Origin of the sequence: Stenotrophomonas sp. B1-1 (assembly GCF_010894375.1) — a bacterium.
In the GTDB taxonomy this organism is placed as follows: Bacteria; Pseudomonadota; Gammaproteobacteria; order Xanthomonadales; family Xanthomonadaceae; genus Stenotrophomonas.
Genome location: NZ_JAAIUZ010000023.1, coordinates 109,938 through 133,555, shown reverse-complemented (window position 1 = coordinate 133,555; position 23,618 = coordinate 109,938). Strand labels below are relative to the sequence as shown.

General features: G+C 68.1%; 21 protein-coding genes. 4 read left to right on the top strand and 17 right to left on the bottom strand.

Annotation, left to right across the window (positions count from 1 at the left end; translation table 11 throughout):
- The first annotated feature begins 108 nt into the window (after positions 1-108).
- Positions 109-972 (top strand): methylglyoxal synthase, encoded by an 864-nt coding sequence (locus tag G4G00_RS17065; protein ID WP_108751741.1) that lies wholly within the window; start codon positions 109-111, stop codon positions 970-972.
- Positions 973-1,140: 168 nt separating this feature from the next.
- Here the strand turns inward: G4G00_RS17065 and G4G00_RS17060 are convergent, their stop codons facing one another.
- The 3 genes from G4G00_RS17060 to ttcA are packed head-to-tail and all read right to left on the bottom strand — an operon-like array spanning position 1,141 to position 3,811.
- Positions 1,141-1,920, bottom strand: a complete 780-nt coding sequence (locus tag G4G00_RS17060) for a SprT family zinc-dependent metalloprotease (protein WP_108760841.1) — start codon at positions 1,918-1,920, stop codon at positions 1,141-1,143.
- 59 nt (positions 1,921-1,979) lie between these two features.
- On the bottom strand, positions 1,980-2,885 hold the full coding sequence (locus G4G00_RS17055; protein WP_108747982.1) for a recombination-associated protein RdgC: 906 nt from the start codon (positions 2,883-2,885) through the stop codon (positions 1,980-1,982).
- A 38-nt stretch (positions 2,886-2,923) separates the two neighbouring features.
- Positions 2,924-3,811, bottom strand: coding sequence for a tRNA 2-thiocytidine(32) synthetase TtcA (gene ttcA, locus G4G00_RS17050; RefSeq protein WP_205515574.1), 888 nt, complete (start codon positions 3,809-3,811; stop codon positions 2,924-2,926).
- Positions 3,812-3,902: 91 nt separating this feature from the next.
- On the opposite strand from ttcA, the gene G4G00_RS17045 reads away from it, so the two are divergent.
- Positions 3,903-4,106 (top strand): YdcH family protein, encoded by a 204-nt coding sequence (locus G4G00_RS17045; RefSeq protein WP_079224582.1) that lies wholly within the window; start codon positions 3,903-3,905, stop codon positions 4,104-4,106.
- A 272-nt stretch (positions 4,107-4,378) separates the two neighbouring features.
- Here the strand turns inward: G4G00_RS17045 and plsB are convergent, their stop codons facing one another.
- The 5 genes from plsB to G4G00_RS17020 all read right to left on the bottom strand — a co-directional run bounded on the left by plsB (position 4,379) and on the right by G4G00_RS17020 (position 10,968).
- On the bottom strand, positions 4,379-7,015 hold the full coding sequence (plsB, locus tag G4G00_RS17040; RefSeq protein WP_108747980.1) for a glycerol-3-phosphate 1-O-acyltransferase PlsB: 2,637 nt from the start codon (positions 7,013-7,015) through the stop codon (positions 4,379-4,381).
- Positions 7,015-7,974: a hypothetical protein gene (locus G4G00_RS17035; RefSeq protein ID WP_164275225.1), complete on the bottom strand. Its 960-nt coding sequence runs from the start codon at positions 7,972-7,974 to the stop codon at positions 7,015-7,017. The genes plsB and G4G00_RS17035 overlap by 1 nt, the downstream gene beginning before the upstream one ends.
- Positions 7,975-8,291: 317 nt before the next feature.
- Complete coding sequence (locus G4G00_RS17030; protein ID WP_164275222.1) at positions 8,292-9,107, bottom strand: serine protease; 816 nt, start codon at positions 9,105-9,107, stop codon at positions 8,292-8,294.
- Between the two features lie 215 nt (positions 9,108-9,322).
- Entirely contained in the window at positions 9,323-10,048 is a 726-nt protein-coding gene (pyrF, locus tag G4G00_RS17025; RefSeq protein WP_108751736.1) for an orotidine-5'-phosphate decarboxylase, read from the bottom strand.
- On the bottom strand, positions 10,045-10,968 hold the full coding sequence (locus G4G00_RS17020; protein ID WP_108751735.1) for a 5'-nucleotidase, lipoprotein e(P4) family: 924 nt from the start codon (positions 10,966-10,968) through the stop codon (positions 10,045-10,047). Before G4G00_RS17020 ends, pyrF begins: the two co-directional genes overlap by 4 nt.
- 102 nt (positions 10,969-11,070) lie before the next feature.
- On the opposite strand from G4G00_RS17020, the gene G4G00_RS17015 reads away from it, so the two are divergent.
- Positions 11,071-11,727 carry a DUF480 domain-containing protein gene (locus G4G00_RS17015; protein WP_164275219.1) on the top strand — a complete coding sequence of 219 codons (657 nt, stop codon included), beginning with the start codon at positions 11,071-11,073 and terminating at the stop codon, positions 11,725-11,727.
- A 44-nt stretch (positions 11,728-11,771) separates the two neighbouring features.
- Here the strand turns inward: G4G00_RS17015 and G4G00_RS17010 are convergent, their stop codons facing one another.
- From G4G00_RS17010 to G4G00_RS16990, 5 genes are all read right to left on the bottom strand, one after another.
- Positions 11,772-12,779 carry a DUF4272 domain-containing protein gene (locus tag G4G00_RS17010; RefSeq protein WP_164275217.1) on the bottom strand — a complete coding sequence of 336 codons (1,008 nt, stop codon included), beginning with the start codon at positions 12,777-12,779 and terminating at the stop codon, positions 11,772-11,774.
- A 46-nt stretch (positions 12,780-12,825) separates the two neighbouring features.
- Positions 12,826-13,362: a GNAT family N-acetyltransferase gene (locus G4G00_RS17005; protein ID WP_164275214.1), complete on the bottom strand. Its 537-nt coding sequence runs from the start codon at positions 13,360-13,362 to the stop codon at positions 12,826-12,828.
- 91 nt (positions 13,363-13,453) lie between these two features.
- The gene (locus G4G00_RS17000) at positions 13,454-13,915 is read right to left on the bottom strand and encodes a DUF3592 domain-containing protein (protein ID WP_164275211.1); all 462 of its coding nucleotides are present in this window, start codon (positions 13,913-13,915) and stop codon (positions 13,454-13,456) included.
- A gap of 45 nt (positions 13,916-13,960) precedes the next feature.
- Positions 13,961-14,725, bottom strand: coding sequence for a DUF3592 domain-containing protein (locus G4G00_RS16995; RefSeq protein ID WP_164275208.1), 765 nt, complete (start codon positions 14,723-14,725; stop codon positions 13,961-13,963).
- 83 nt (positions 14,726-14,808) lie between these two features.
- Positions 14,809-16,785 (bottom strand): UvrD-helicase domain-containing protein, encoded by a 1,977-nt coding sequence (locus G4G00_RS16990; protein WP_108755007.1) that lies wholly within the window; start codon positions 16,783-16,785, stop codon positions 14,809-14,811.
- A 101-nt stretch (positions 16,786-16,886) separates the two neighbouring features.
- Between G4G00_RS16990 and G4G00_RS16985 the strand changes: the two genes are divergently transcribed.
- Positions 16,887-17,507: a thymidine kinase gene (locus G4G00_RS16985; RefSeq protein ID WP_108751730.1), complete on the top strand. Its 621-nt coding sequence runs from the start codon at positions 16,887-16,889 to the stop codon at positions 17,505-17,507.
- Positions 17,508-18,013: 506 nt separating this feature from the next.
- Here the strand turns inward: G4G00_RS16985 and G4G00_RS16980 are convergent.
- The 4 genes from G4G00_RS16980 to mutM all read right to left on the bottom strand — a co-directional run bounded on the left by G4G00_RS16980 (position 18,014) and on the right by mutM (position 23,601).
- Positions 18,014-19,618: a glucan biosynthesis protein D gene (locus tag G4G00_RS16980; RefSeq protein ID WP_164275205.1), complete on the bottom strand. Its 1,605-nt coding sequence runs from the start codon at positions 19,616-19,618 to the stop codon at positions 18,014-18,016.
- Between the two features lie 48 nt (positions 19,619-19,666).
- Complete coding sequence (locus G4G00_RS16975; RefSeq protein ID WP_108751728.1) at positions 19,667-22,132, bottom strand: serine/threonine-protein kinase; 2,466 nt, start codon at positions 22,130-22,132, stop codon at positions 19,667-19,669.
- Positions 22,133-22,154: 22 nt separating this feature from the next.
- On the bottom strand, positions 22,155-22,721 hold the full coding sequence (locus G4G00_RS16970; protein ID WP_108747965.1) for an ECF-type sigma factor: 567 nt from the start codon (positions 22,719-22,721) through the stop codon (positions 22,155-22,157).
- Between the two features lie 67 nt (positions 22,722-22,788).
- Positions 22,789-23,601 carry a bifunctional DNA-formamidopyrimidine glycosylase/DNA-(apurinic or apyrimidinic site) lyase gene (gene mutM, locus G4G00_RS16965; RefSeq protein ID WP_164275202.1) on the bottom strand — a complete coding sequence of 271 codons (813 nt, stop codon included), beginning with the start codon at positions 23,599-23,601 and terminating at the stop codon, positions 22,789-22,791.
- Positions 23,602-23,618: the final 17 nt, after the last annotated feature.

The following is a 23,618-nucleotide window of genomic DNA, read 5'->3' as shown; positions in this document are numbered from 1 at the left end:
TCACGCTAGCGACTGGGATCGGCACGACAATGAGGAAACTTGCAAAAGCCGCTCTAGCGCGCCGATCACGACATACACTGCCGCTTCTACCATCTGCTGGAACCCACGATGCGCATCGGCCTGGCCGCCAACCGTCTGCACCACCATGATCCCCGTGCGGCGCTGTTCCGCTGGTTGCGCGCCAGCGAAGCGGGCCTGCGCCAGCTGGGCGTGTCGCTGCATGCGGTGGGCCGCACCCACGATGCGATCGAGCGGCATGGCTTCCTGGCCGGTTACGAAGGCCTGCGCCGCTATCCGTACGGTCGCCAGGGCGGACTGATGAAGCTGGTGGCGGAAGTGGTCGGCATGGGCGGCGATCGCGTGCTGGATGGCGCCATCTACCTGATCGATCCGGTCGATCCGTCCTCGGTGTTTCCCGAAGCCACCGCCTTGAAGCGGCAGTGCGTGATCCACGGCAAGCCCTTCATTTCCACGGTGGCCACGGCGCGCGACTGGGTGGAAGTGGAACGCGTGCATGCCGGTCTGGCCGCCGACCCGGGCGCCGATGACCTGCATGCCTTCGGCCAGCAGACGCTGGCGCTGATTGCCCACGATGCAATGAAGCCGGCCATGCTCGCCTTCGCCGATGCGCACTTCGATGTGCTGGCACGGTTCGGCGAACGCGTGGCCACCGGCACCACCGGCCAGCGCTTGAACGAGCTGGCGTGGAGCCGCGGCTGGTCGTCGGATACGCCCTGGGTGACCCGCTACCAGAGCGGGCCGATGGGCGGGGATGCGCAGATTGCCGACCGTGTGCTGGAGGGCCTGTGCCAGCGCGCGATCTTCTTCGAGGACCCGCACGTGGCACGCCAGCACGAAGCCGACATCCAGCTGCTGGAACGCGCCGTCACCACCGTGACCGACCAGGCGGTGTGCATCACCGCACCGCAGGTGGCCGCCCGTTGGGCGACCGCAGCCGCAAGGCGCAAGTAGAATCGAGCTTGCTCGACTGGGCGCGGCGTTCGAACCAAGAGCCGTCGAGCAAGCTCGACGCTACAACAGCAACATCGCGGTGTTGGACCCAAGAGCCGTCGAGCAAGCTCGACGCTACAACAGCAACAGCGCGGTGTTGGACCCAAGCGCCGTCGAGCAAGCTCGACGCTACAGCAGCTGGCGCAGCATGGCCTTCAACCGGCGGCCTTCCAGCTGGAAGTAGTCGCGCTGCTCGCGCCAGGCCGGGAAGCGCTGTTCCACTTCCTGCCAGAACGCCGGCGAGTGGTTGGCCTGGATCAGGTGGCAGAGCTCGTGCACCAGCACGTACTCGAACGCCGCCGGGCGGCCCAGCACCAGCGCCAGGTCCAGCGCCATGCTGCCATCGGGGGCCAGCGAGCCCCATTGCGAGGACATCACCTTCAGCCGCACGCGGCTGGGCGCGCGCGGCAGGCCCGGCAGGTACTTCGGCAGCCAGCGGCCGACATCGGCGCGGGTCTGTGCCTCGTAGAACTCGCGCAGCAGGCGCCGCAGCGTGGCATCGCCGGCACGGGTCGGCCACTGCACGCAGGCGCCGTGTTCGTCGATCTCAAGCCGGGCGTAGCGGCCTTCCTGCCAGCGCACCGGCAGCAGCTCGCCGCGCAGCGGCAGCTCGCCGGGCTCACCCGGCTGCAGCGGCGCCGGCAGGCCGTTGTCCTGGTAGACGCGCAGTTGCAGCGCCAGCCAGTCGCGGTGCTGTTCCAGGAAGCGCTCGCCCATCACCAGGCTGGCGCGCGGCGGCAGGGTCAGGCGCGCGCCACGCTCGTCCACGCTCAGCTTGATGCGGCGGGCGCGCGGGTCGCGCACGCGCAGCACCTCGATCTCGGCATCTTCCAGGCGCAGGCGCACGGTATCGCGCTGCACGGTGGCGGGCGGGGTCGTGCCGATCAGGCGGCGCAGCAGGCGGCTCATGTGCCCAGCATAGCGCCGTGCGCGGCCGCCGGATGACCGGCGGCCGACGGGGTGCCTGTTCAGTCAGCCTTGCTGAGCTTGAAGGCCTCTTCCAGCAGCAGGAACAGGCGGCGGATCTCGGCGCTCTGCAGGGCGAAGCGGGCGTCGAACTCGGCGCGGCGGCCGTCTTCGTCGGCGTGCTCCAGCTGGTCCAGGGCGCCGTCGAGGAACTTCAGCTTGCGCACGATCAGATCGTCGCCGATCACGAAGGACAGGTTGTCTTCGAAGATCAGCGCCAGCTTGGTGACCTGCTTGCCGGCATCCAGGTGCTTGTCGATCTCGTCGCAACGCAGTTCCTGGTGCTGGCACTTCACCACCGCGCCGCCTTCCACCGGGTCCTTCATCTCGCATTCTTCGCCCAGGCTCAGGCCGGTGGGCAGCGGCTCGCCGGCAATCCAGCCGGTCAGGATCGAGCGCGGCGCCACTTCGGCGTTCAGCGGCATGGCCGGGAAGCTGCCCAGCAGGCCGCGGATGTCGGACATGAAGTATTCGCCGGTCTTGCGGCTGGACGTATCCACGACCACGTAGCCGTGCTGCAGATCGATGAACGCGTCATTGCGCGAGGACTTCACGAAGGCGCGCGGCAGCAGTTCGTGCAGCAGGTCGTCCTTCATGCGCTTGCGCTCGCGACCACCCGGGCGGCGGCCTTCCTTCTCTTCGATCTCTTCCAGCTTGCGCTCCAGCAGATCGTTCACCACCGCCGCCGGCAGGATCTTGTCTTCGCCACCCACGGTCAGCCACAGGTGGTCGGCGATGCGGTGCGACAGCTGTTCCTTCTCCTCGCGGCCAAACGGCGAGATGAAGCCACGCGAGTTCATTTCCAGCGCGCCCACCGGCTTGAGCAGGGCGTGCGGCAACAGGGTATCGACTTCGGAAAAATCAGTGGCGGTCGGGAAACGGAAGAACGTCAGGTTGCGAAAGAACATGGAATTCCGGAAGGCAAGAGGAAAAAGGACGATTCCGCTCAGGCAGCGGATATCTGTGCGGGTGCGTGGTCATCGGGCGGTGGCGGTGCACTGCCACGGTCCAACGCCATGAAATCAAACAATGCGGGGTCGGCCAGCTGCGAGGGATGCACCTGGCCCATGGCCCGCGCGATCTGGTCGACGCGGCCGGGGTGGTCGATGTCCCACTGCTTCAGCATCAGGCCCACCTGGCGGCGCTGCAGGTTTTCCTGGCTGCCACACAGGTTGCAGGGAATGATCGGGAACTGGCGTGCCTGTGCGTAGGCGGCAATGTCGTGCTCGCGCACGTAGGCCAGCGGGCGGATCACCACGTGGCGGCCATCGTCGCTGCGCAGTTTCGGCGGCATGCCGGACAGCTTGGCGTGGTGGAACAGATTCATGAAGAAGGTGGCTACCATGTCGTCGCGGTGGTGGCCCAGCGCGATGCGGGTGAAGCCGTGCCGTTCGGCATGGGCGTACAGCGCGCCGCGGCGCAGGCGCGAACACAGCGAACACATCGTGCGGCCTTCGGGAATGACCCGGCTGACCACCGAATAGGTGTCCTGTTCGATGATCTGGTACGCCACCCCCAGGCTGGCCAGGTACTGCGGCAGCACGTGTTCGGGGAAGTCCGGCTGCTTCTGGTCCAGGTTCACCGCCACCAGTTCGAACGGCACCGGTGCCTTCTTCTGCAGCTGCAGCAGCAGGTGCAGCAGGGTGTAGCTGTCCTTGCCGCCGGACAGGCAGACCATGACCTTGTCGCCGGCGCCGATCATGCCGAAATCGGCGATGGCCTGGCCGACCTGGCGGCGCAGGCGCCGTTCCAGTGCGTCATGCCCGCCCGCGCCCGCGCGCGCATCGCGCACCGCGCGCGGCACCGGGTCGGGAAGGGAGATCACAGCACTCATGCGCTCCATTCTAACGGCTTGCGGCCGCCCCGACCGGGGGTCGGAATTCCCCTCTCCCGGTCGTCATCGTCGCTGTGTATGCTCGCAGACTGTGGACACCTACAGCCCCGCCGAGATCGTCGAACGCCTGGTCGCCCTTCGCGCCGAGCACCGCGTGCTGGATGAACAGATCACCCGCATGGCGGCCAATGGCGAGGACGAACTGGAATCCAAGCGCCTGAAGCGGCGCAAGCTGCAGTTGAAGGACTGCATCGCCAAGCTGGAAAGCCTGCAGATTCCCGACGAACCGGCGTAACGGCCCGTTCGGGTTCCCGCCGCTCCTGGTAGGTGCCAACCTTGGTTGGCACGGGCGGAAGTGTGCGGACCAAGGTCCGCACCTACCCATTCCCGCCGGCCCTGGTAGGTGCCAACCTTGGTTGGCACGGGCGGAAGATGTGCGGACCAAGGTCCGCACCTACCCATTCCCGCCGGCCCTGGTAGGTGCCAACCTTGGTTGGCACGGGTGGAAGGTGTGCGGACCAAGGTCCGCACCAACCCATCGCCGCCGGGCGTGGCCCGGCGCTGCCGTCAGGCTTGCGGGGTCGGCTCGTCCGGGCGCGCCGCTTCCGGGCTGACCCGTTCAATGGTGTGGCGCAGCTCGCGGCCCAGGATGAACTTGGCGTCCTTGGCCCAGGCATCCAGCCGCTGGTCGAACACCAGCTTGCTGTTCTCATCCGGCCAGACCAGGCGCAGCTCGCGCAGCTTCTGGATGAAGCCGCGGAACAGGGTCTTGTCGAAGAACTCGGGCGCGGCCGGGGCGTACAGCAGGCTCAGGCGCTGCGCCGCCTGCTGGCACAGGCTTTCCAGTTCCGCAGTACCGAGCACGCCCGGGCCGTTCTTCACCAGCACCGAAATGGTGATGTAGTAGCGCTCGAACGCCTGCTGCAGGGAATGGCCGATCGCGCGCAGGCGGAAGACTTCGTCGGTCTGTCCGGTGTTGCGCGCCAGGATGCCGCCGTCATCGTCGTTGATGTTCTGCAGCAGGCCTTCGCGCACGAACACGTCGATGGTCTGCTCGATGCGCTGGGCGAATTCATCTTCGCTCCACGGCAGGAACAGCTCGGCCTGCAGGAACGGGTACACCGTGCGGCCCAGCTGCACCAGGCCGGTGCGGCTCATGCGGCGGTTGTTCTGGAAGCAGCAGGCCACCCACGAGGACGCGGTGAACAGGTGCAGCACGTTGTTGCGGAAGTAGCTGAGCAGCACCGCGGTGTCGCCGCTGACACTGAGCACGTCACCCAGCGGGTGCTTGATGCGGGTCAGGACGTTGATTTCCTCGGCGTGGGCGATGATGCGCTCCGGCGAGTGCGGGGTCACCGTCACGCGGTCCGAATACGGCATCTCGACCAGCAGGGTCTTGCACAGCTCGATCTGCGCGATCAGGTCGGCCTCGCCCATCGCGTGCTTGGGCGTGGACAGCAGCGCCAGCGCCAGCAGGTTGATCGGGTTGACGTCGGCGGCGCCGTTGATGCGCACCTGGATGCGCTCGGCCAGGGTATCGACGGTGCTGGACAGCCAGCTCGGCTTCTCGTCTTCCGAGACGGCCTCGCCGTTCCACTCCGGCGCCTTTTCAGCCAGCACGTCGTTCAGCGCGATCGGTTCGCCGAAGTTCACCACCACCTGGCCGTAGTTCTGCTTCAGCACCTTGGGGATGCCCCACAGCAGCTGCCAGATCGACTCCTTTTCCTTCGGCCGCCCGGACAGTTCATCCAGGTAGCTGCCGCCTTCCATCAGCTTTTCATAGCCGATGTAGACCGGCTGGAACAGCACCGGCTTGCGCGGCTGGCGCAGGAAGGCGCGCAGGGTCATCGAGATCATGCCGCCCTTGGGCTGCAGCAGGCGGCCGGTACGCGAACGGCCACCTTCGACGAAGTACTCGATGGAATAGCCGCCGGCGACCAGCTGCGCCACGTATTCACTCAGCACCGCCGAATACAGCGCGTTGCCGCGGATCGAACGGCGGATGAAGAACGCACCGCCCTTGCGCAGCAGGGTGCCGACCACCGGCAGGTTCAGGTTGATGCCGGCCACGATGTGCGGCGGCACGATGCCACGGTCGTACAGCAGGTAGGACAGCAGCAGGTAGTCCATGTGGCTGCGGTGGCTGGGCACGTACACCACTTCGTGGCCCGGCGCGGCGGCCTTGAACTTGTCCAAGTGGTGCACCAGCACGCCCGCATAGATGCGGTTCCACACGTGGCTGAGCATGAAGCTGGCCGAACGCACCACCGGGCTGGAATAGTCCGCGGCGATTTCCCAGGCGTAGGCATGCGCCTTCTTCCAGGCCTCGGCGGGCTTGGAGTTGTCGCGTTTGGCCTGGGCGGCAATGGCTTCGCGCACCGTTTCGGCGGCCAGCACCTGGTCCACCAGCAGGCGGCGGGTGGACAGATCCGGGCCGATCACCGATTCACGGATGCGGCGGAAGTGGGTACGCAGCACGCGCTGCAGCTTGCGCACCGTACGCTCGGGCTCCAGGCCCTCGTCCACGGTGGAACGCAGCGAAATGGGCGGGGCGAAGCGCACGATGGTGCTGCGGCCGTTCAGCAGCAGGCCCAGCAAGCGGCGGAAGCGGCCGACCAGCGCCCAGTTTTCCGAGAACAGCACCGCGAACCAGCCGCTCTGCTTGTCCGGCGCGCGGCCGACGAAGATCGAGACCGGCACCAGGTGCACGTCCAGATCGTCGCGCACGCGGTGCGCCTGCAGCACCTTGGCCAGCGAATCGGAATGGGTCTTGGCGCCGCGCTGCTCGGGAATGAGCGAATTGCTGGAGCTGCGCCGCGACAGCGCCAGATAGGCGCGCTTGCGGCCGGTGGGGTCACCGGCCAGCGGCACCAGCGGCGAGGGCAGACCGGCCTGGCGGCAGGCCTTGTCCAGGATCAGCGCGTTGGACAGGCCGTAGTCTTCCAGCACGTAGACCACCGGGCGGCCGTCGTTGTACTGGCCCGGGTCTTCCGGTTCGATCTTCAGCGACAGCCACGGTTCCACCAGCCGGCCCAGCAGCCGCGCCCACAACGGGCGGCGGCCCGCGGCACGCGCAGCCGCAGGCGGCGGTACCGGGTTGGGGCCGGTGCCGGTCGAGGGGGACGCCGGCACTGCATCGGCGGGCGTCGTCTGGGATTCTTCGCCGGGGAACGGCAGCGGGTTCTGTTTCGACATCGGCGCCATTATGGCTTAGGCGGCGGTGTTGCCGCTTCCCCGGCCGCGTCCGGGGCCGCGGTGGGTGCCGGTGCGGCGGCCGCGCGCGCGGCATCGGCCTGGCGCAGCAGGGCGTCGGTATCGGCCAGGGTACGGGTCAGGTACCAGTGGCCTTCGCGGCGACTGAGCGGCAACTGCAGGGTCAGGGTGCTGCCGGCCAGTTCGTAGGTCATGCGGACGAGGGCGTTGTCGCCCTGCACCGACAGCAGCTCACCCTGCAGGCTGCGCAGCGCTTCGTCCACGCCCAGCCCGTAGCTGGCCAGCACGGCCTTCAGGGTGTGGATGAACGGCGCCAGCTGCTGCAGGCTGCCTTCCATGCCGGCCGCACGCAGGCCCTCTTCGTCGCCGAAGCCGACCTTGCCGGCGGCACCGACCAGCGCGCTGATGGTGCTGCGCGCCCGCGCACGGTCGCTGATCGGAGCGCCCTGCGCCCACAGGGCCAGGGTCTGCACCAGTTGCACGTAGTGCGCCTGCTGGCTGGGCGTGTAGCCCTTCTGGTGCTGCAGGTACTGCACCCCGAAGTTGCCCATCGACTGCGCGGCCTGGCGCACCGCGCTGGCCTGGCCGGCCAGCTGGCGGTCGAAGCTGCGCTGCAGGCGGCTGCCGGCATCGGGTTCGCGCAGGGCCGACAGCATCGGCAGCAACTGGTCACCCAGCGGCAGTTCGGTCAGCGGCCACTGGCTGTGGCCTTCGTCCCAGGCCTGCTGCAGCCGCTGGTACTGGCTGGGCGGTACGGCCAGCCTGGCGTAGCCCACCAGATCATCTTCGGCCAGGCGCTGGGCCATGGCCTGCACCGCAGCGACCGGCTCAGCGGCAGGTGCGACGGCATCTGGGCTGGACTGGCGGCAGGCGGCCACCGCCAGCAGCAGCACGGCCAACAGCCCCCCGTAACGCGCAGACCTTGTTTGCACTGCCCTTGCCACGCTCATGCATTCGGACTCCCCGGACCGGTCCGCATCTTGCGGCCTGCGAGGTGACAGCGGCAAGCCGCACGGTCACGGTTTCCCGCACAGCCCGGGGTCGGATCTCTTCTGCGGCCCGGCAGAAGGGCGCTGACCCCACTGCGCTGGCGTACAAAAAAAAGAGCCCGGATCACTTGGATCGCAGGCTCTTCAAACCGGCACAAGGCCGGAGGACAAGGTGTCGCACGGTTCCGGCACGAGGCCGGATGGCGGCGATGCTACGCCGACCTTCAAGTTCAGGCAATACTTCATGTAACACAAGTTAAATAATTGATTTTATTGACTCAATCCTTCTGCCACACCGCTTCAATGAAATCCACGGCATGTTTTTCGGCGATTCGGGCATAAACGCCGGGGTAGCCGGCCAGCGCGCAGCCCTCGCCCCAGCTGACGATGCCGAACTGGGTCCAGCCTTCGCGCAGGCGCAGCAGCAGCGGCCCGCCGGAATCGCCCTGGCAGCTGTCCATGCCTTCGCGACCGGCACAGATGACCTTGCCGCGCGACAGCTCGCCGGCGTAGGCCTGCTGGCACTCGGCGAAGGGCACGAACGGCACCTGCACGGTCTGCAGATGGGTCGGGAAGGCGTCGGCGCCGCTTTCGGTGGTGCCCCAGCCGATTACGGTGAAATCGCGGCCGAGCTTGAGGTAGCTGGCATCCGGGCGCAGCCGCAACTGCACCGGTTCGGCGTCGGCCAGCGGCGCGTCCAGCTGGATCAGGGCCACGTCGTGTTCCAGCGCGCTGCCGCTGTTGAACGCCGGGTGCACGTGCAGGGCGCGCACGTTCGAGGGCCGCGGGCTGGCTTCGGTGGACAGCGCGGTGGCGCCGCCCAGCACCGCCAGCGCAGCCGGCTGTGCGCCCTGCACGCAATGGGCGGCGGTCAGGACCCAGGACGGTGAGATCAGCGTGCCGCCGCAGAAGTGCCGGTCGTAGTCGGTATCGCCGTAGGACAGCCCCTGCAGGCTGACCATGAACGGGTACTGGCCCGGTTGGGCGCTTTCGCCGCCGATGATGCGCGGCGTTTCGCGTGGCGCCGGCGCCGCGCTGGCGGTGCTGGACGCGGCGAGCAGGCCGGCCAGCAGGAACAGGGTATTGCGATCCATGTAGGTGTACTCCCTTCATCGTGAGTGGGCCGGCAGCCAGAGGTCGTGCCGGTTCACCGATTGGGAAGCACAGCGGCGCGCCGTTGCGCCGACCCGCGCACAGTTTTCGCCGCTGGGGATGCTTGCGACAGGCTCATCCGCACAAATGCGAACGCCATCCCACGGTGGGTGGGATGGCGTTCGGGGTACGGAAGTGCGGTACGTCGCCGGCAGGCTCAGCGGGCAGCCAGAGCCGCCACGATTTCCTGCTGGATGGCACGTGCGGCGGCCTGCGGATCGGCCGCCAGGCGGATCGGGCGGCCGACCACGATGGCGTCGGCGCCGTCGGCGAAGGCCTGGGCCACGCCCACCGTGCGCTTCTGGTCATCGCCCACCGGGCCACCGGGGCGGATGCCCGGGCAGACGATCGAGAACCCGGCACCGGTGGCGGCGCGGATCGGACCGGCTTCCTGGCCCGAGGCGATCACCCCGTCGATGCCGGCTGCCTGGGCGGCCAGCGCGCGCTCGACCACCACGTCGACCGGTTCGCGGTCGATACCCATCTGCGCCAGGTCCGCACGGCCCATCGAGGTCAGCACGGTCACCGCCAGCAGGCGCATGTCGCTGCCGTTGGCGGCCGCGCAGGCTTCCATCATGGCCGGGTGCCAGCCGTGGATGGTGGCGTAGCTGACCGGCCACTGCGACAGGCGCTTGATCACCGCGGCGGCGGTGGCCGGAATATCGAAGAACTTCAGGTCGACGAACACGCGCTTGTCGCGGCGGGCCAGTTCGTCCAGCACCTGGAAGTACTCGCCGGAGGCCAGCAGTTCCATGCCGATCTTGTAGAACGCCACGCTGTCGCCCAGACGGTCCACCCACTCCAGCGCCTGCACGCGGTCGGGCACGTCCAGGGCGAAGATCAGGCGCTCGTCAGCGCGCAGCGGCAAGGGCGCGCGGCTCACGGTGCGTAGTCCAGCGCGGCGCGCTTGGCGTCATGGCGGGCCTGGCGCGACTGGCTGTAATCGTTGTTGAACTGGGCCGGCTCGAAACCGCCGTAGGTCGGGTTCGGCAGCATCCACCAGCGCTCGCCGAACCAGTCGTGGTACTGCTGCAGCAGCGCGTCACGGCCTTCGTTGGTGTTGGCGGTCACTTCGACGAAATCGCCCAGCTGGTCGCCGAACTGCATCAGCACGCGGTACTTCTGCCCGGCCAGGCGGCGGCGGCAGTTCTTCTCGCTGCCGGCCTGCTCGCAGCCTTCCACCACGGTGCCCAGACCCAGGAACACGCTGTCATCGGCCACCGGCAGGCCCTGTTCGCGCAGGTTGGCCAGGGTCGCGTCCTTCAGGTGCACGGCGCGGTTGGAGATGTACAGCAGGGTCACGCCCTTGGCGTTGGCGGCCTTGGCGAAATCGACAACGCCGGGAATGGCCTTGGCCTTCTTTTCGGCCACCCACTGGTCCCAGCTCAGCTCGTCGTATTCCTTGCCATCGCGCACCAGACGCGCCTGGTAGGGCGAGTTGTCCAGCACGGTCTCATCAAGGTCGAGCACCACGGCCGGCTTCAGGCCCTTGGCATCGTTGCCGCGCTCTTCGGGCACCAGGGCGTCCCAATGGGCTTCCTTCAGCGCCACGTCCAGGTGGTCGGCGGCAGCGCGGTAGGTCTGCTCGGTGATCGCCTTGTATTCCTGCGCACGCTGCATCCACAGCACCGCATTGAGGTTGTCGTTGGCGGTGGCATCGGGCGCGCCTTCTGCCTTGGCAGTGGCGGCCGCAGCCTCCGGGGCGGCGGCTTCAGCGGCAGGCGCATCCACGCGCTTGCAGGCGGACAGGCCGAGCGCTGCAGTGGCGAGCAGGCTCAGGGACAGGGCAACGGGACGACGCATCAGGATTCACCGGCATTCAGATATACCGGCCCATTTTACCGGCAAAGACGCCACCGGGGCCGCTATGCTTCCCGGTTCACCCGTTGCGTGCTGCAGGCTGCCATGACCGATTCCGCCCCGACCCCCGACGTTCCCCTGCTCGACCCCATCCAGGCCCGCCTGCTGGGCTGCCTGGTGGAGAAGGAGGCGACCACGCCGGACACCTATCCGCTGACGGTGAATGCTGCGCAGTCGGCGGCCAACCAGAAGACCGCCCGCGAGCCAGTGATGAACGTCGATGCCGGCAGCGTGCAGCACGCCCTGCGACAGCTGGAGACGCTGGGCCTGGCCCGCCAGCACTTCTCGTCGCGCGCCGACCGCTACGAGCACCGCCTGCAGGCCGCGCTGGACCTGACCCGGCAGCAGACCGTGCTGCTGGCCCTGCTGCTGCTGCGTGGGCCGCAGACCCTGGGCGAACTGGTGACGCGCAGCGAGCGCCTGCACCGTTTCGCCGACACCGACGAAGCCCGCCACGCGATCGAACGCCTGCAGCAGCGTGGCCTGCTGCTGGTGCTGCCGCGCGCCAGCGGCCAGCGCGAAGACCGTTACATGCACCTGCTGTGCGGTGAAGTGGATGGCACGGCACTGGCGGCGAAGTACGCCGGCAGCGGCGGTGGCAGCAGTCCCGCCGGCGCCGACCCGGACCTGCTGGCCCGGGTGGAGCAGCTGGAAGCCACCGTGGCAGAACTGCAGGCGCAACTGGCAGAACTGCGCGGCTGAGGGGGTTCCGGCGAGGGCGGCCTGACCGCCCTCGCCCTGCAGACTCAGGTCGGCGTATCCACGTCGTCCCAGTCGGCCTGTTCAAAGCAGAACAACCAGTTCAGCGCGTAGTGGCGCTCGTAGATCACACCGCCCTCCAGCGCACCGGGCATCGGTGCACCCTGGCGCTGGGCCTCGCGCGCAGCCCAGTGCAGGCGGTAGTGCAGATCCAGCGCATCCAGCAGCTCGGCGGTGTCGCGCAGGGTTGCAGGTTCGCTGCCACTGTCAGCCTTCTGCAGCAAGGCGCCCACCACATCCGGCACGGCACAGGTCGCCTGCGGCCACGGCAGCGCCTCGGACAGGCCCAGCGCCCACAGCAGCACGGCCAGGCTCTCGTAGCGCCAGCCGAACGGCAGAGCCGCCTCGGCGTCCCCGTGCTCGATGAAGGCGGCCTCGGCCGGGCTCAGGGCCTCGGGCAGGGCCGGCAGACGCTCGGCCAACTCGGCCAGGCTCAACGGTGGGTCACCGGCCTGCAGCGCCTCGGCGCGCAGCGCACACGCCAGCAGCGCCTGTGCTCTGGCCCAGACCTGGGCAGGCGCGCGCAGCTGTGCCTCGGCCGCGCCCACCACGGGTGGCAATGACGGCGGGGCATGCACCGCGTGGGCCTGCAGCTGCTGTTGGCTGCGCGCCCGGCGCTGCTCAGCGTCGACGGGATAGGGCACCTGTGCCTGCGGATCGAGCGCGTCACCCAACAGCACCTTGCCGGCCGGATCGCGGACGCTGCCATCTTCCAGGAAGCACACCGCGTTGGCCTGGAGCAGCCAAGGCTGCAGCGCCCCAAGATCGGCTTCGGCCAGCTCGAACAGGTAGTGCTGGCGCACGCGCTGCACGTGCCGCATCAGGTGATAGCGCGCCGCGGTCATCTGGCCGTCGCCATGGCCCAGCACGTAGTTGACGAAGCCGCCCAGGTGCGGGGCCAGTGCGGGGTCATCAAGACCACGGACGTTGGCAGCGTCAGCCTGTGGTGGCGGTGCCAGTACGTGGCCGAGGGTGGAGTACGCGTTGATCAGCATCGGAGCATCCGTGCAGGAAAACAGACCTGCACCTTACTCCACTGGCTCATGCTGGCGGTTGAACCGCCGCAGCGCCCGGTGTGGCATACAAGCGGCTGGCCGCGTCCACGCCGGGCAGCTGGATCACCCCGCGTTCCTGCATGCCCAGGCCCAGCAGGATGCGCCCGGAGGCCACGTTGTCCAGGTCGGTGATGCCGTACAGATCCTCGATGCCCAGCTCCGCACGCGCATGCGCGAACACCGCCCGCGCCGCCTCGCTGGCATAGCCCTGGCCGCCGAACGCCGCCAGCACCGCATAGCCGATATCCGGTCCCGGCAGGCCATCACGCCGCACCAGGCCGGCATTGCCCAGCCAGGCGCCATCGGACCGCCGCTCGATGGCGTACATGCCGAACCCGTTCAAGGCATAGCTGTGCAGCACGCGCAGCGCGATGTACTCCCGCGCCTGTTCCTCACTGCGCACGTTGCGGTCACCGATGAAGCGCAGGAAGCCGGGATCGTTGAGCAGCGCCAGCATCGACGCCGCATCGCGATCGGGCTCGAGGGCGCGCAGGCGCAGGCGTTCGCTTTCGATGGGATGCATGGGTGGGCTCCGGAAGGAATACCTCGATTTTGCAACGCCAGCGCCCGCCGTGCAGCACGCTCAGGCCAAGTGGGCCACTACGATGCTCAGCCTAGCCACATGCCCCGTCACGCGGGCCGAACAGGATCGGCCAGTAGCGCACGCACAGGCGATGGACGCATGCGGCGATCAGGCAGAACCCCATGCCCATCAGCGCCAACAGCAGCGGTGCGCCCCAGCGCAATCCCGGGTGCTGGATACGAGCCTTGGAAGGCATGCCGCCGGGATATAGCACCTGTACCTGTTCGCCGACCACGTACAGTGGTGCCCCGGTAGCAAAGGACGCGGTGAACTGAATCATCTGCCCCTGTGCGGTCTGGAACCTCACCACCGGGCGATGCAGGGTGATGTCACGTGCGGGCATCCCCTCCATTTCCGACCGGGCATCCTCTGCCTGGACGGCCACCACCGTTCCGGTTGCGAAAACGGCCTTGCGCGCGAAACGCTGGACGTCCACAAACAGCCAGGGGGCGGCCAGAAGGATCAGCAGGCCCACGGCAAAGAAAAACAGCAAAAAACATCTGAGGAGGGTGGGCAGGGTGCTGGCCGGGTTGATCGATCAGCGTGCAGGTGCCGGCGCTGATCGAATGAAGGAGGTATCGACATGGTAGTAGCGCGGATTGCCCGGCATGACATGGACATCCAGTTCACGCCCACTCACCTGTGCACGGGGATCGGCCCAGAGATACGCACTGTGGAAGACATGCCATCGAGTCGTTTCAGGATCGCGCCAGGCGCAGACGATGACGAACGGATGCCTTCCCCCCGAAAATACTCCGCGATCGCGCTTGATCGCCCGGACCTTGGCTTGCACCCGTGTCCCGTGGCGAAGGAGCTGCCTGCGCCGCCATGCCCTCGCCGCCTGCGGCAGGCGCAGAAGTCCCGCCGCCAGCAGGAATGGGCCGCTGTTCAATCCCAGTATGACGCTCAGGCCCCAGGGTGATGAGAGCGAACGCACCAGGGCCTTGTCCGGGCGGTCCGGCAGGTACAGCACATCTACATGATCGCCCGTCATGTAGGCACGATGGCGGGTACGACCTGCGATGAACCGCATCACTTGCCCGTTGCTGGTAGTGAAGTCCACCGAGTACACGAACTTCACCACTGAAGTGCGCGAACCACGGCGATCAACACGGATGGCACCCACATGGGTGATCCTGCCATCGGCAATGATCGCCCCATCGAGGAAGCGCCTGGCACCAACGTAGGCCAGAAGCGCTGAAACAAGCAGGACCAGGCCCAGCCCGAGGAAGGTATGAGTGAGAACAGCAGGGATGTCGTTGGACACGATGAAGAACACGGCGCGCACTTCGAGTGCGCTCACACTAGGCCTTAACCCGACGCAGGCTCAAGGCCAGAAGCGTCAATCGGACGGATTGGAATACCACTTTAGTGGCTTTTCGATCCTCAATCGAACAGCGCCTCGATCGCCGCCAACCCCGCCGTCGCGCGCTCCTTCTTCCGCGCCGCATCCGCCACCGGGTCCGCGCCATCGCGCTGGATCTCCTCGGCCGGAATCTCCTCGAAGAACCGGCTCGGCTTCAAGCGCACATGCTCGCCGAACTTGCGGGTCAGCTTGCTGTAACTCATCCACAGCTGGATCTTGGCGCGGGTGATGCCCACGTACAGCAGGCGGCGTTCTTCCTGCAGGTTGCCTTCGTCCAGGCTGACCTGGTGCGGCAGCACGCCGTCTTCGCAGCCGACGATGAACACGTACGGGAATTCCAGGCCCTTGGACGCATGCATGGTCATCATGCGCACCTGGTTGCCGCCCTCGTCCTTGTCGCTGCGCGACAGCAGGGCGAGCTGACCGGCCAGGTCGGCGGCGGTGGCGCCACGCGGGCCACCCTCGAACCACTGCGCCAGTTCCTCGATGTTGTTGGCACGGCGCTGGTAACTGGCCTCTTCCTTGGCCTGCTGGCGCAGTTCGCTCAACAGCCCCGATTCCTTGGCCACCTTGCGGATCATGTCGCCGGAGGTGATCTGGCGGGTCTGCGCACGCAGGTCGCGCAGGATGTCGGTGAAGCGCGCCAGGCTGTTGGCCGCGCGCGGCGGCAACTGCTGCAGCGCGCCGATCGCTTCGGCGGCGTGCGCCATCGGGATGTCTTTTTCCTGCGCCAGCTCGGCCAGCTTGGCCAGCGTGCCGGCACCGACGTCGCGCTTGGGTGACTGCACCGCGCGCATGAACGCGGTGTCGTCGTCCGGGTTCACCAGCAGCCGCAGCCAGGCCAGCGTGTCCTTCACTTCCTGGCGTTCCAGGAACATGGTGCCGCCGGTCAGGTGGTAGGGAATGCGCAGCAGCTGCATCGCCTTTTCCAGCGGACGCGACTGGAAGTTGCCGCGGAACAGGATGCAGAAATCACTCCACGGCACCTTGCGCGACTGCGCCACGAAGGCGATCTCGGCGGCAACCTTTTCTGCTTCGTGTTCGCTGTTGCGGCATTCCCACACGCGGATGCGCTCACCGTCGGCCTGGTCGCTCCACAGCTTCTTCAGGTGTTCGTGCGGATTGTTGGCAATGAGCGCATTGGCCGCGCGCAGCACGCGGTTGGAGCAGCGGTAGTTCTGCTCCAGCTTGATGATTTCCAGCGCGGGGTAGTCGCGCCCCATCTGCTGCAGGTTTTCCGGGTTGGCGCCGCGCCAGGCGTAGATCGACTGGTCATCGTCACCCACGCAGGTGAAGTTGCCCTTTTCGCCCGCCAGCTGCTTCAGCAGCCGGTACTGCGCATCGTTGGTATCCTGGCATTCATCCACCAGCAGGTAGCCGATGCGCTCGCGCCAGGCCACGGCGATATCCGGGTTTTCCTCCAGCACCTGCACCGGCAGGCGGATCAGGTCATCGAAGTCGACCGCGTTGAAGGCGGTCAGGCGCAGCTGGTAGCGCTCGTAGACGCTGGCCGCTTCCTTTTCCCGGTTGCTGCGCGCGGCGGCCATCGCCTGTTCGGGCGACAGGCCGGCGTTCTTCGCGCGCGACACCAGGTTCTTCATGTCCTCGATGTCATCGGGCTTGGCGCCGGACATCAGGTCCTTGATCTGCGCGGCGGCATCGTCGGCATCGAAGATCGAGAAGCCACGCTTCAGGCCCACCGCCGCGTGTTCGATCTGCAGGAACTTCAGGCCCAGGGCGTGGAAGGTGCAGATGGTCACCTCGTCGGCATCCTGTTCGCGCAGGCGCTTGGCCACGCGCTCGCGCATTTCCTTGGCCGACTTGTTGGTGAAGGTGATCGCCGCGATGCGGCGCGCGGGGTAGCGCCCGCAGCCGATCAGGTGGGCGATCTTTTCGACGATCACGCGCGTCTTGCCACTGCCCGCACCGGCCAGCACCAGCAGGGGGCCTTCGATGTGCAGGACGGCGGCGGCTTGGGGGGGATTGAGACCGTGCATTGGAAGGGGATTGTAGCGGTCCCGGGTGACGGCCACAGCCGCCGACCGGCAGGGATGCTGAACGGCTTCGGCCGGCGGGGGCTGCGGCGTACAATCTGCCGATGGCCAAGCTCTATTTCTATTATTCGGCGATGAACGCCGGCAAGACCACCACCCTGCTGCAGAGCGCGCACAACTACCGCGAGCGCGGTATGCGGGTGGCGATCCTGACCCCGCGCCTGGACGACCGCGCCGGCGCCGGGGTGGTGGCCTCGCGCATCGGCCTGCGTGCCGACGGCATGGCCTTCGAACGCGATACTGATCTGCAGCGGTGGGTGCAGCAGGATCTGGCGGCCAACGGACCGTTGGGATGTGTGCTGGTGGACGAAGCGCAGTTCCTCAGCCGCGCCCAGGTCTGGCAGCTCAGCGAGGTGGTGGACCAGCTGCGCATTCCGGTGCTGTGCTACGGCCTGCGCACCGACTTCCGCGGCGAGCTGTTCGAGGGCAGCCAGTACCTGCTGGCCTGGGCCGACGAGATGCAGGAGATCAAGACGATCTGCCATAGCGGCAAGAAGGCCACGATGACCGTGCGCGTGGACGAACACGGCCATGCGGTGCAGGACGGCCCGCAGGTGGAGATCGGCGGCAACGACCGCTACGTGTCGGTCAGCCGCGCCGAGTTCAAGAAGATCACCCGGGGCGAAGGGCGGATCGAGCCGATGCAGGCCCCGCTGCCGTTGTAAGGGGTGGGGTCTTTTGCAGGGCTTGCAGCCCTGCACCTGCTTTGGAGCAACAGCAACAGCCAAAGCGGCATTCGGTGGGTTGGCGGGGCGGTGTCGGAGTGCGGGGACGCCGCAAGTACGTCCCTGTAGGCTTGGCCGCGGCATCCATGCCGCGGACACCCCGCACTCCGACACCGCCCCACCCCTGACAGGTTCACGCGGCTGTTGGTAGGTGTCGACCTTGGTCGACACGATTTTTCTGTCAGATATCGAATGAATTCATCCGTGTCGACCAAGGTCGACACCTACCAGAGCAGAACGCCGTTCCGACAGATCGCGGGAAACTGTCGAAGGCGGGGTGGGTCCGGTTGAGGGGGCGTGAGCCGCATGGATGCGGCGACCGAGCTTACAGGGACGTACTTGCAGCGTCCCCCTCAACCGGACCCACCCCGCCACCCCAGGGAATGCAGGCCTTTGACGTTGCTTCGGCAGGTGCAGGGCTGCAAGCCCTGCTGACCAACCCCAACTCAGTACAGCGTGCGCTCGGGTGCGCCGGCCGGCGGCGGGGTGTACTGGTACAGCCAGGTCTCGGTCAGGGTCTTGCCGCCGCTGCGCAGGTACAGGCGGATGTCGATCTGCTCGCTGCTGCCCTCCGGCGGCACCAGGTCGAACATCGCCCGGTACCCCTTGATCTCGCGCAGCGGGCGCGCCGAAACGATCTCGACCCGGCCACGACTGGTTTCCACCACCGCTTCCACGTCGGCCTTGTCGATCAGACCGGCCAGTTCGCCGCCTTCGAAATCCACCGCGAAGCGCCAGCTGAAGTACTCGCGCTTCTTGCCGATGATGCCGCCCAGGCCGGTACGGCTGGCCACGCAGTGCGCCAGCGGCGGGCGCGCCGGCGGTTCGGCGCCCCAGTACAGGCGGTAGCCGATCAGCAGTTCCTGCCCGGCCTGCGGCTTTTCCTTCGGGTTCCAGAACGCGACGATGTTGTCGAAGGTTTCATCCACGGTGGGAATTTCCACCAGCTGCACCGAGCCTTCGCCCCATTCGCCCTTCGGCTCCACCCACAGGCACGGGCGCTTCTCGTAGAACACGCCGTCATCCTGGTAATGGTCGAAGTTGCGGTCGCGCTGCAGCAGGCCGAAGCCGCGCGGGTTGCGGTCCACGAACATGTTGAAGCGCAGGTTGCGCGGGTTCAGCAGCGGCCGCCAGATCCATTCGCCCGCGCCGGTCCACAGTGACAGGCCGTCGGTATCGTGGATTTCCGGGCGCCAGTCCCAGCCCATGCGGCGGTCGTTCTCGCCCACCTGGTACATGCTGGTGCAGGGCGCAATGCCCAGCCGCTCGATCGCCTTGCGCGGGTACAGGGCGCTGTCGATATCCATCAGCAGCACGTCGCCATTGGTGATGGCAAAGCGGTAGGCGCCGGTCACGCTGGGCGAATCCAACAGGCCATACACCACCAGGGTGTTGGAATCGGCCGCCGGCTGTTCCAGGTAGTAGGCGATGAAATCGGGGAATTCTTCCGGCTTGCCCATGCCGGTGTCGATGGCCAGGCCACGCGCGGACTGGCCGTACTGGCCTTCCTTGCCAACGGCGCGGAAGTAGCTGGCGCCGAGGAAGGCGGCGAAATCGCGGTCGGTGTCGGTGCGGGTGTTCAGGCGGAAACCGGCGAAGCCCAGGTCGGCGGGCAGTTCACCGTTCTTGATGCCGCTCTTGCCGTAGTTGAACGCCGCGCCGTCGTAGGCCAGTTCCTGTGCCTTGCCATCGACCACGTCGAACATGCGCACCGGCGAATGGAAGTACAGGCCCAGGTGGAAGAACTTGGCCTGGAACCGGCCCGGCTGGTCGGCCCACAGCGCGTGGTCCTGGCGGTAGCCGATCGACTGGTACTGGTCCCAGTCCAGCCCTTCCAGCCGGCCCGGCAGCACGCGCTTGTGGCTCTTGTAGGGGGCCTGGGCCAGGGCACGGGCCTGGCCCTTCAGGGTGGCGAAATCGAACGGCTGCGGCTGGCCCAGGCGACGCAGGCCCAGCTGGCCGCTCTTGCCGGCCGCGCAGGCAGGCAGGGCAGGCAGGCCGAACGCAGCCAGGGCAAGGGAGGCATTGCGGAGGAAATCGCGACGTTGCATGCAGGCGCGGGAGCAAGGGAAAGGTCGGCCATCATAGGCAGACAAACGTTAACGGGCAGCGGAGGTGGCCGGCTGCGGTTCAGTCTGCGCCAGCGCGGCGATGCGAGCCTCCAGCCCGCGCAGGCCCGGCGCCTGCGGGCCGCGCTGGGCCAGCAGCAGCTGCCGCGCTTCGGCCAGCACCTCGCGCGCCTGTGCGGGGTGACCGGCCTGCTGCAGCGCCTGCCCCTGCGCCAGCAGCGCCTGTGGCAGCAACGCGGTGTGGTCGGGCTGTCGCCACAGCGTGGCCGCGCGCGCGTAGTGGCCCGCCGCGGTAGCCGCATCGCCACTGGCGCTGGCCCACTGGCCCAGGGCGAATTCACCGTGGCCGATCTCGCGATGGCTCGGCCCCAGCGCGGTCAGCAGCTGCGCCTGCGCGGTCCGCAGCTCCTCGCCGGCCAGCGCCAGTTCGCCCCGCTGCAGCGCCAGCAGCGCGCGCGCCCGGCGCACCACCAGCGCCTCCGGGTGGCGCGGGCCCCAGGCCTCCTGGGCGGCTGTCCAGGCAAGTTCAAGCTCGGTGGCAGCGGCAGCCGTCTGTCCCTGCCGCGCCAGCACATCCCCCAGCTGGCGGTGCAGGGCGATCACCTGCGGGCTGCTGGCATCGCTGGGCTGCTGCAGCAGCGCCAAGGCCTGGCGGTAGCCGGCCAGCGCCGCTGGCAGGTCCCCCGCGGCGGCGTCCAGACCGGCCAGGTCGGCCAGCGATTCGGCACGCCCGAAGCGCTCGCCGATGCCCTGGTGACGCAGTGCCAGGGCCTGGGTGAAGGATCGCCGTGCCGCCTCGGCATCGCCCAGTTCGGCCTGGCAGCGGCCCAGTTGGCTGTGGAATTCGGCCACCGACGCCGGCAGGGCGCTGGCTTCGGTGGCGGCCTGGGACTGCAGCGGCTGCAGATGGGCCAGGCATTCGCGGTCGCGGCCCAGCATGCGCAGCGCACGCCCGCGCTGGGTCACCGCCTCCAGCTGCAGCGCGGGCGGCACATCGTCCACCCGCTGCAGCAGTTGGCGCTGCCGGTCCAGCGTCTGCAGGGCCAACTGGTAGTCGCCCAGGCCGATCCGCAGCCGCCCGATCACGCCCTCCAGCTCGGCCAGTGCCAGCGGCTGGTCGGCCAGCTCGGCTTCGCCACGCTGCTGCCCGGCAGCCAGCAGCTGCGGCACGTCGAAATGCCCGTGGCGCTGGCTGGCCGCCTTGTCGAACAGACCCACGGTGAAATCCTGCATGGCCTGCGCGCGGGCCATTTCCAGCCGCGCCTGCCGCGCCTGCCACAACGCCATGGACGTGGTGCCCAGCAAGCCCAGCACGGCCACCGACGCCAGCGCCACGCCCCACCGGTGCCGGCCCACGTACTTGCGCACGCGGTAGCCCACGCCGGGCGGACGGGCCTGGATGGGCTGCCCCTGCAGGAAGCGCCGCAGGTCACCGGCCATCGCCTCGGCCGAGGCATAGCGCTGGTCGGGGTCTTTCTGCAGGGCCTTTTCCAGCACGACATCCAGATCGCCGCGCAGGCGCCGGGCCTGCCGCTGCAGCGCGCGACGCGGCGCGCCGGGCTGGTCGGCCAGCCGCTGCAGCAGTACCGAGGCGCGTGGCGCCTGCACGTCCAGGATCGAACGTTCCCATTCGGCATCACTGTGCCGGCGCAGCCGGTAGGGCTTGTGCCCGGTCACCACTTCGAACAGCACCACGCCCAGCGAATAGACGTCGGTGAGCGTAGTGACCAGTTCACCGCGCACCTGCTCCGGGGCCGCGTAGTGCAGGGTGAACGCACGGATCTCGGTGGCCGGGTGCGGGCTGCTGGTGTCGTCGTGGTCCAGCAGCTTGGCGATGCCGAAATCCAGCAGCTTCACCGTGCCATCGTCGCGCACCAGGATGTTGGACGGTTTCAGGTCACGGTGCACCACCAGGTTGGCGTGGGCATGGCTGACCACCGCGCAGACCTGCAGCATCAACTGCAGGCGGGCTTCCAGCGGCGGCTGCACCCTGCGGCAGTAATCGCTGATCGGCTCGCCTTCCACGTAGTCCAGCGCCAGGTAGGGCTGTCCGTGCAGATCCACGCCGGCATCCAGCAGCTGCGCCAGGTGCGGGTGCTGCAACCGGGCCAGGATCTGCCGCTCGCGGCCGAAGCGCTGGCGCAGGCCGGGATCGGCCACGCCGCTGCGCAGCAGCTTCAGCGCCACCTGGCGCTGGTACAGGCCATCGCAGCGCTCGGCCAGCCAGACCTCGCCCATGCCGCCTTCGCCCAGCGGGCGCAACAGCCGGTACGGCCCCACCTCGCTGCCGGCGCGGCCCGGTGGCGGCGCGGTCCACAGCGGCTGGGCCATGAAGTCCTGGCTGTCCGGTTCCTGCTGCAGCAGCCGCTGCAGTTCATGGCCCAGCGCCGGGTCATGTTCGGTCAGGCGCTGCAGGCGCCGCTGCCGCGCCTCCGGGTCCAGTTCCAGCAACTGGTCCAGCCAGGATGAAAGTTCCTGCCAGCGTGCGCTGTCCATCGGCCGGGCCGCGTCGCGGTGCTCAGTCTTCGCGCATGGCGGCCAGCAGGAACAGGCGCGCCTTCTGCCAGTCGCGGCGGATGCTGCGTTCGGAACGCTGGCTCAGTTCGGCAATCTCCTGTTCGGACAGGCCGGCGAAGTAACGCAGTTCCACCACCCGGCCCAGGTGCGCATCCACCGCCTGCAGGCGTTCCAGGGCCACGTCCAGGGCCAGCAGGTCTTCGTCCAGGCGCACGCCACTGCTGCTGTTCTCGGGAATCTCGGCCACCCGTTTCAGGTCGCCACCGCGCTTGCGGGCCAGGCGGTTGCGCGCGTAGTCCACCACCACGCTGCGCATGGCCGAGGCCGCGTAGGCGAAAAAGTGCGCGCGATCTTCGAAGCGGGCGGCGCCGCGGCTGCCCAGCAGTTTCAGGTACGACTCGTGCACCAGCGACGTGGCATCCAGGGTGCGCCCCTGCTGGCCGGCCAACTGGCGCCGGGCCATGGTGTGCAGTTCCTGGTAGAGGGTGGTCAGCACGCGGTCCAGCGCGGTGCGATCACCGCCACGCGCAGCGTCCAGCCATACGGTGATGTCCGGTCCCTCATCCATCGCCAACGTTCCCCCGCCGGATGTTGGCTGGACTATAGCGCTGCCGGTGTGCAGCGCATGAAGACGTTCAGCGCTGGCAGCGGCTGCACCAGACGCTGGCGCGCTGGCCGATCATGGCGTGCTTCAGCGGGCGCCCGCACTGCGGGCACGGCAGGCCATCGCGGCCGTACACCAGCAGTTCCTGCTCGAAGTAACCGGGAGCGCCGTCGGGGCTGATGAAATCGCGCAGGGTGGTGCCGCCGCGGGTGATCGCATAGCCCAGCGTGTCCTTCACTTCGCGCGCCAGCCGCTGGTAGCGCGCGCGGGAGACCTTGCCGGCCTCGCGCAATGGGCTGATGCCGGCCTTGAACAGGCTTTCGGCGGCGTAGATGTTGCCCACCCCCACCACCACCGCCTGGTCCATCAGGAAGGTCTTCACCGGCGCGCTGCGGCCGCGGCTGCGCTCGAACAGGTAGTCGCCGTCGAAGATCTCGTCCAGGGGCTCCGGGCCCAGCCCCTGCAGCAGCGGATGCACTTCACCGGCCGGCTGCCACAGCAGGCTGCCGAAGCGGCGCGGGTCGTTGAAGCGCAGCAGGCGGCCATTGTCCAGGCTGATATCGACGTGGTCGTGCGTGCGCAGCGCCGTGTCGCCGGGCAGCACGCGCAGGCTGCCGGACATGCCCAGGTGCAGCACGGCGCTGCCCACGGCGGTATCCAGCAACAGGTACTTGGCGCGGCGGCGTACGCTGTCGATGCGCTGCCCCGGCAACTGCTCGGCCACGTCCGGTGGGATGGGCCAGCGCAGGTCGGCGCGGCGCAGGATCACCCCGTGTACGCGGCGCCCTTCAAGATGCGGCGCCAGGCCACGGCGGGTGGTTTCGACTTCGGGCAGTTCAGGCATGGGCTGATTCTACGCCG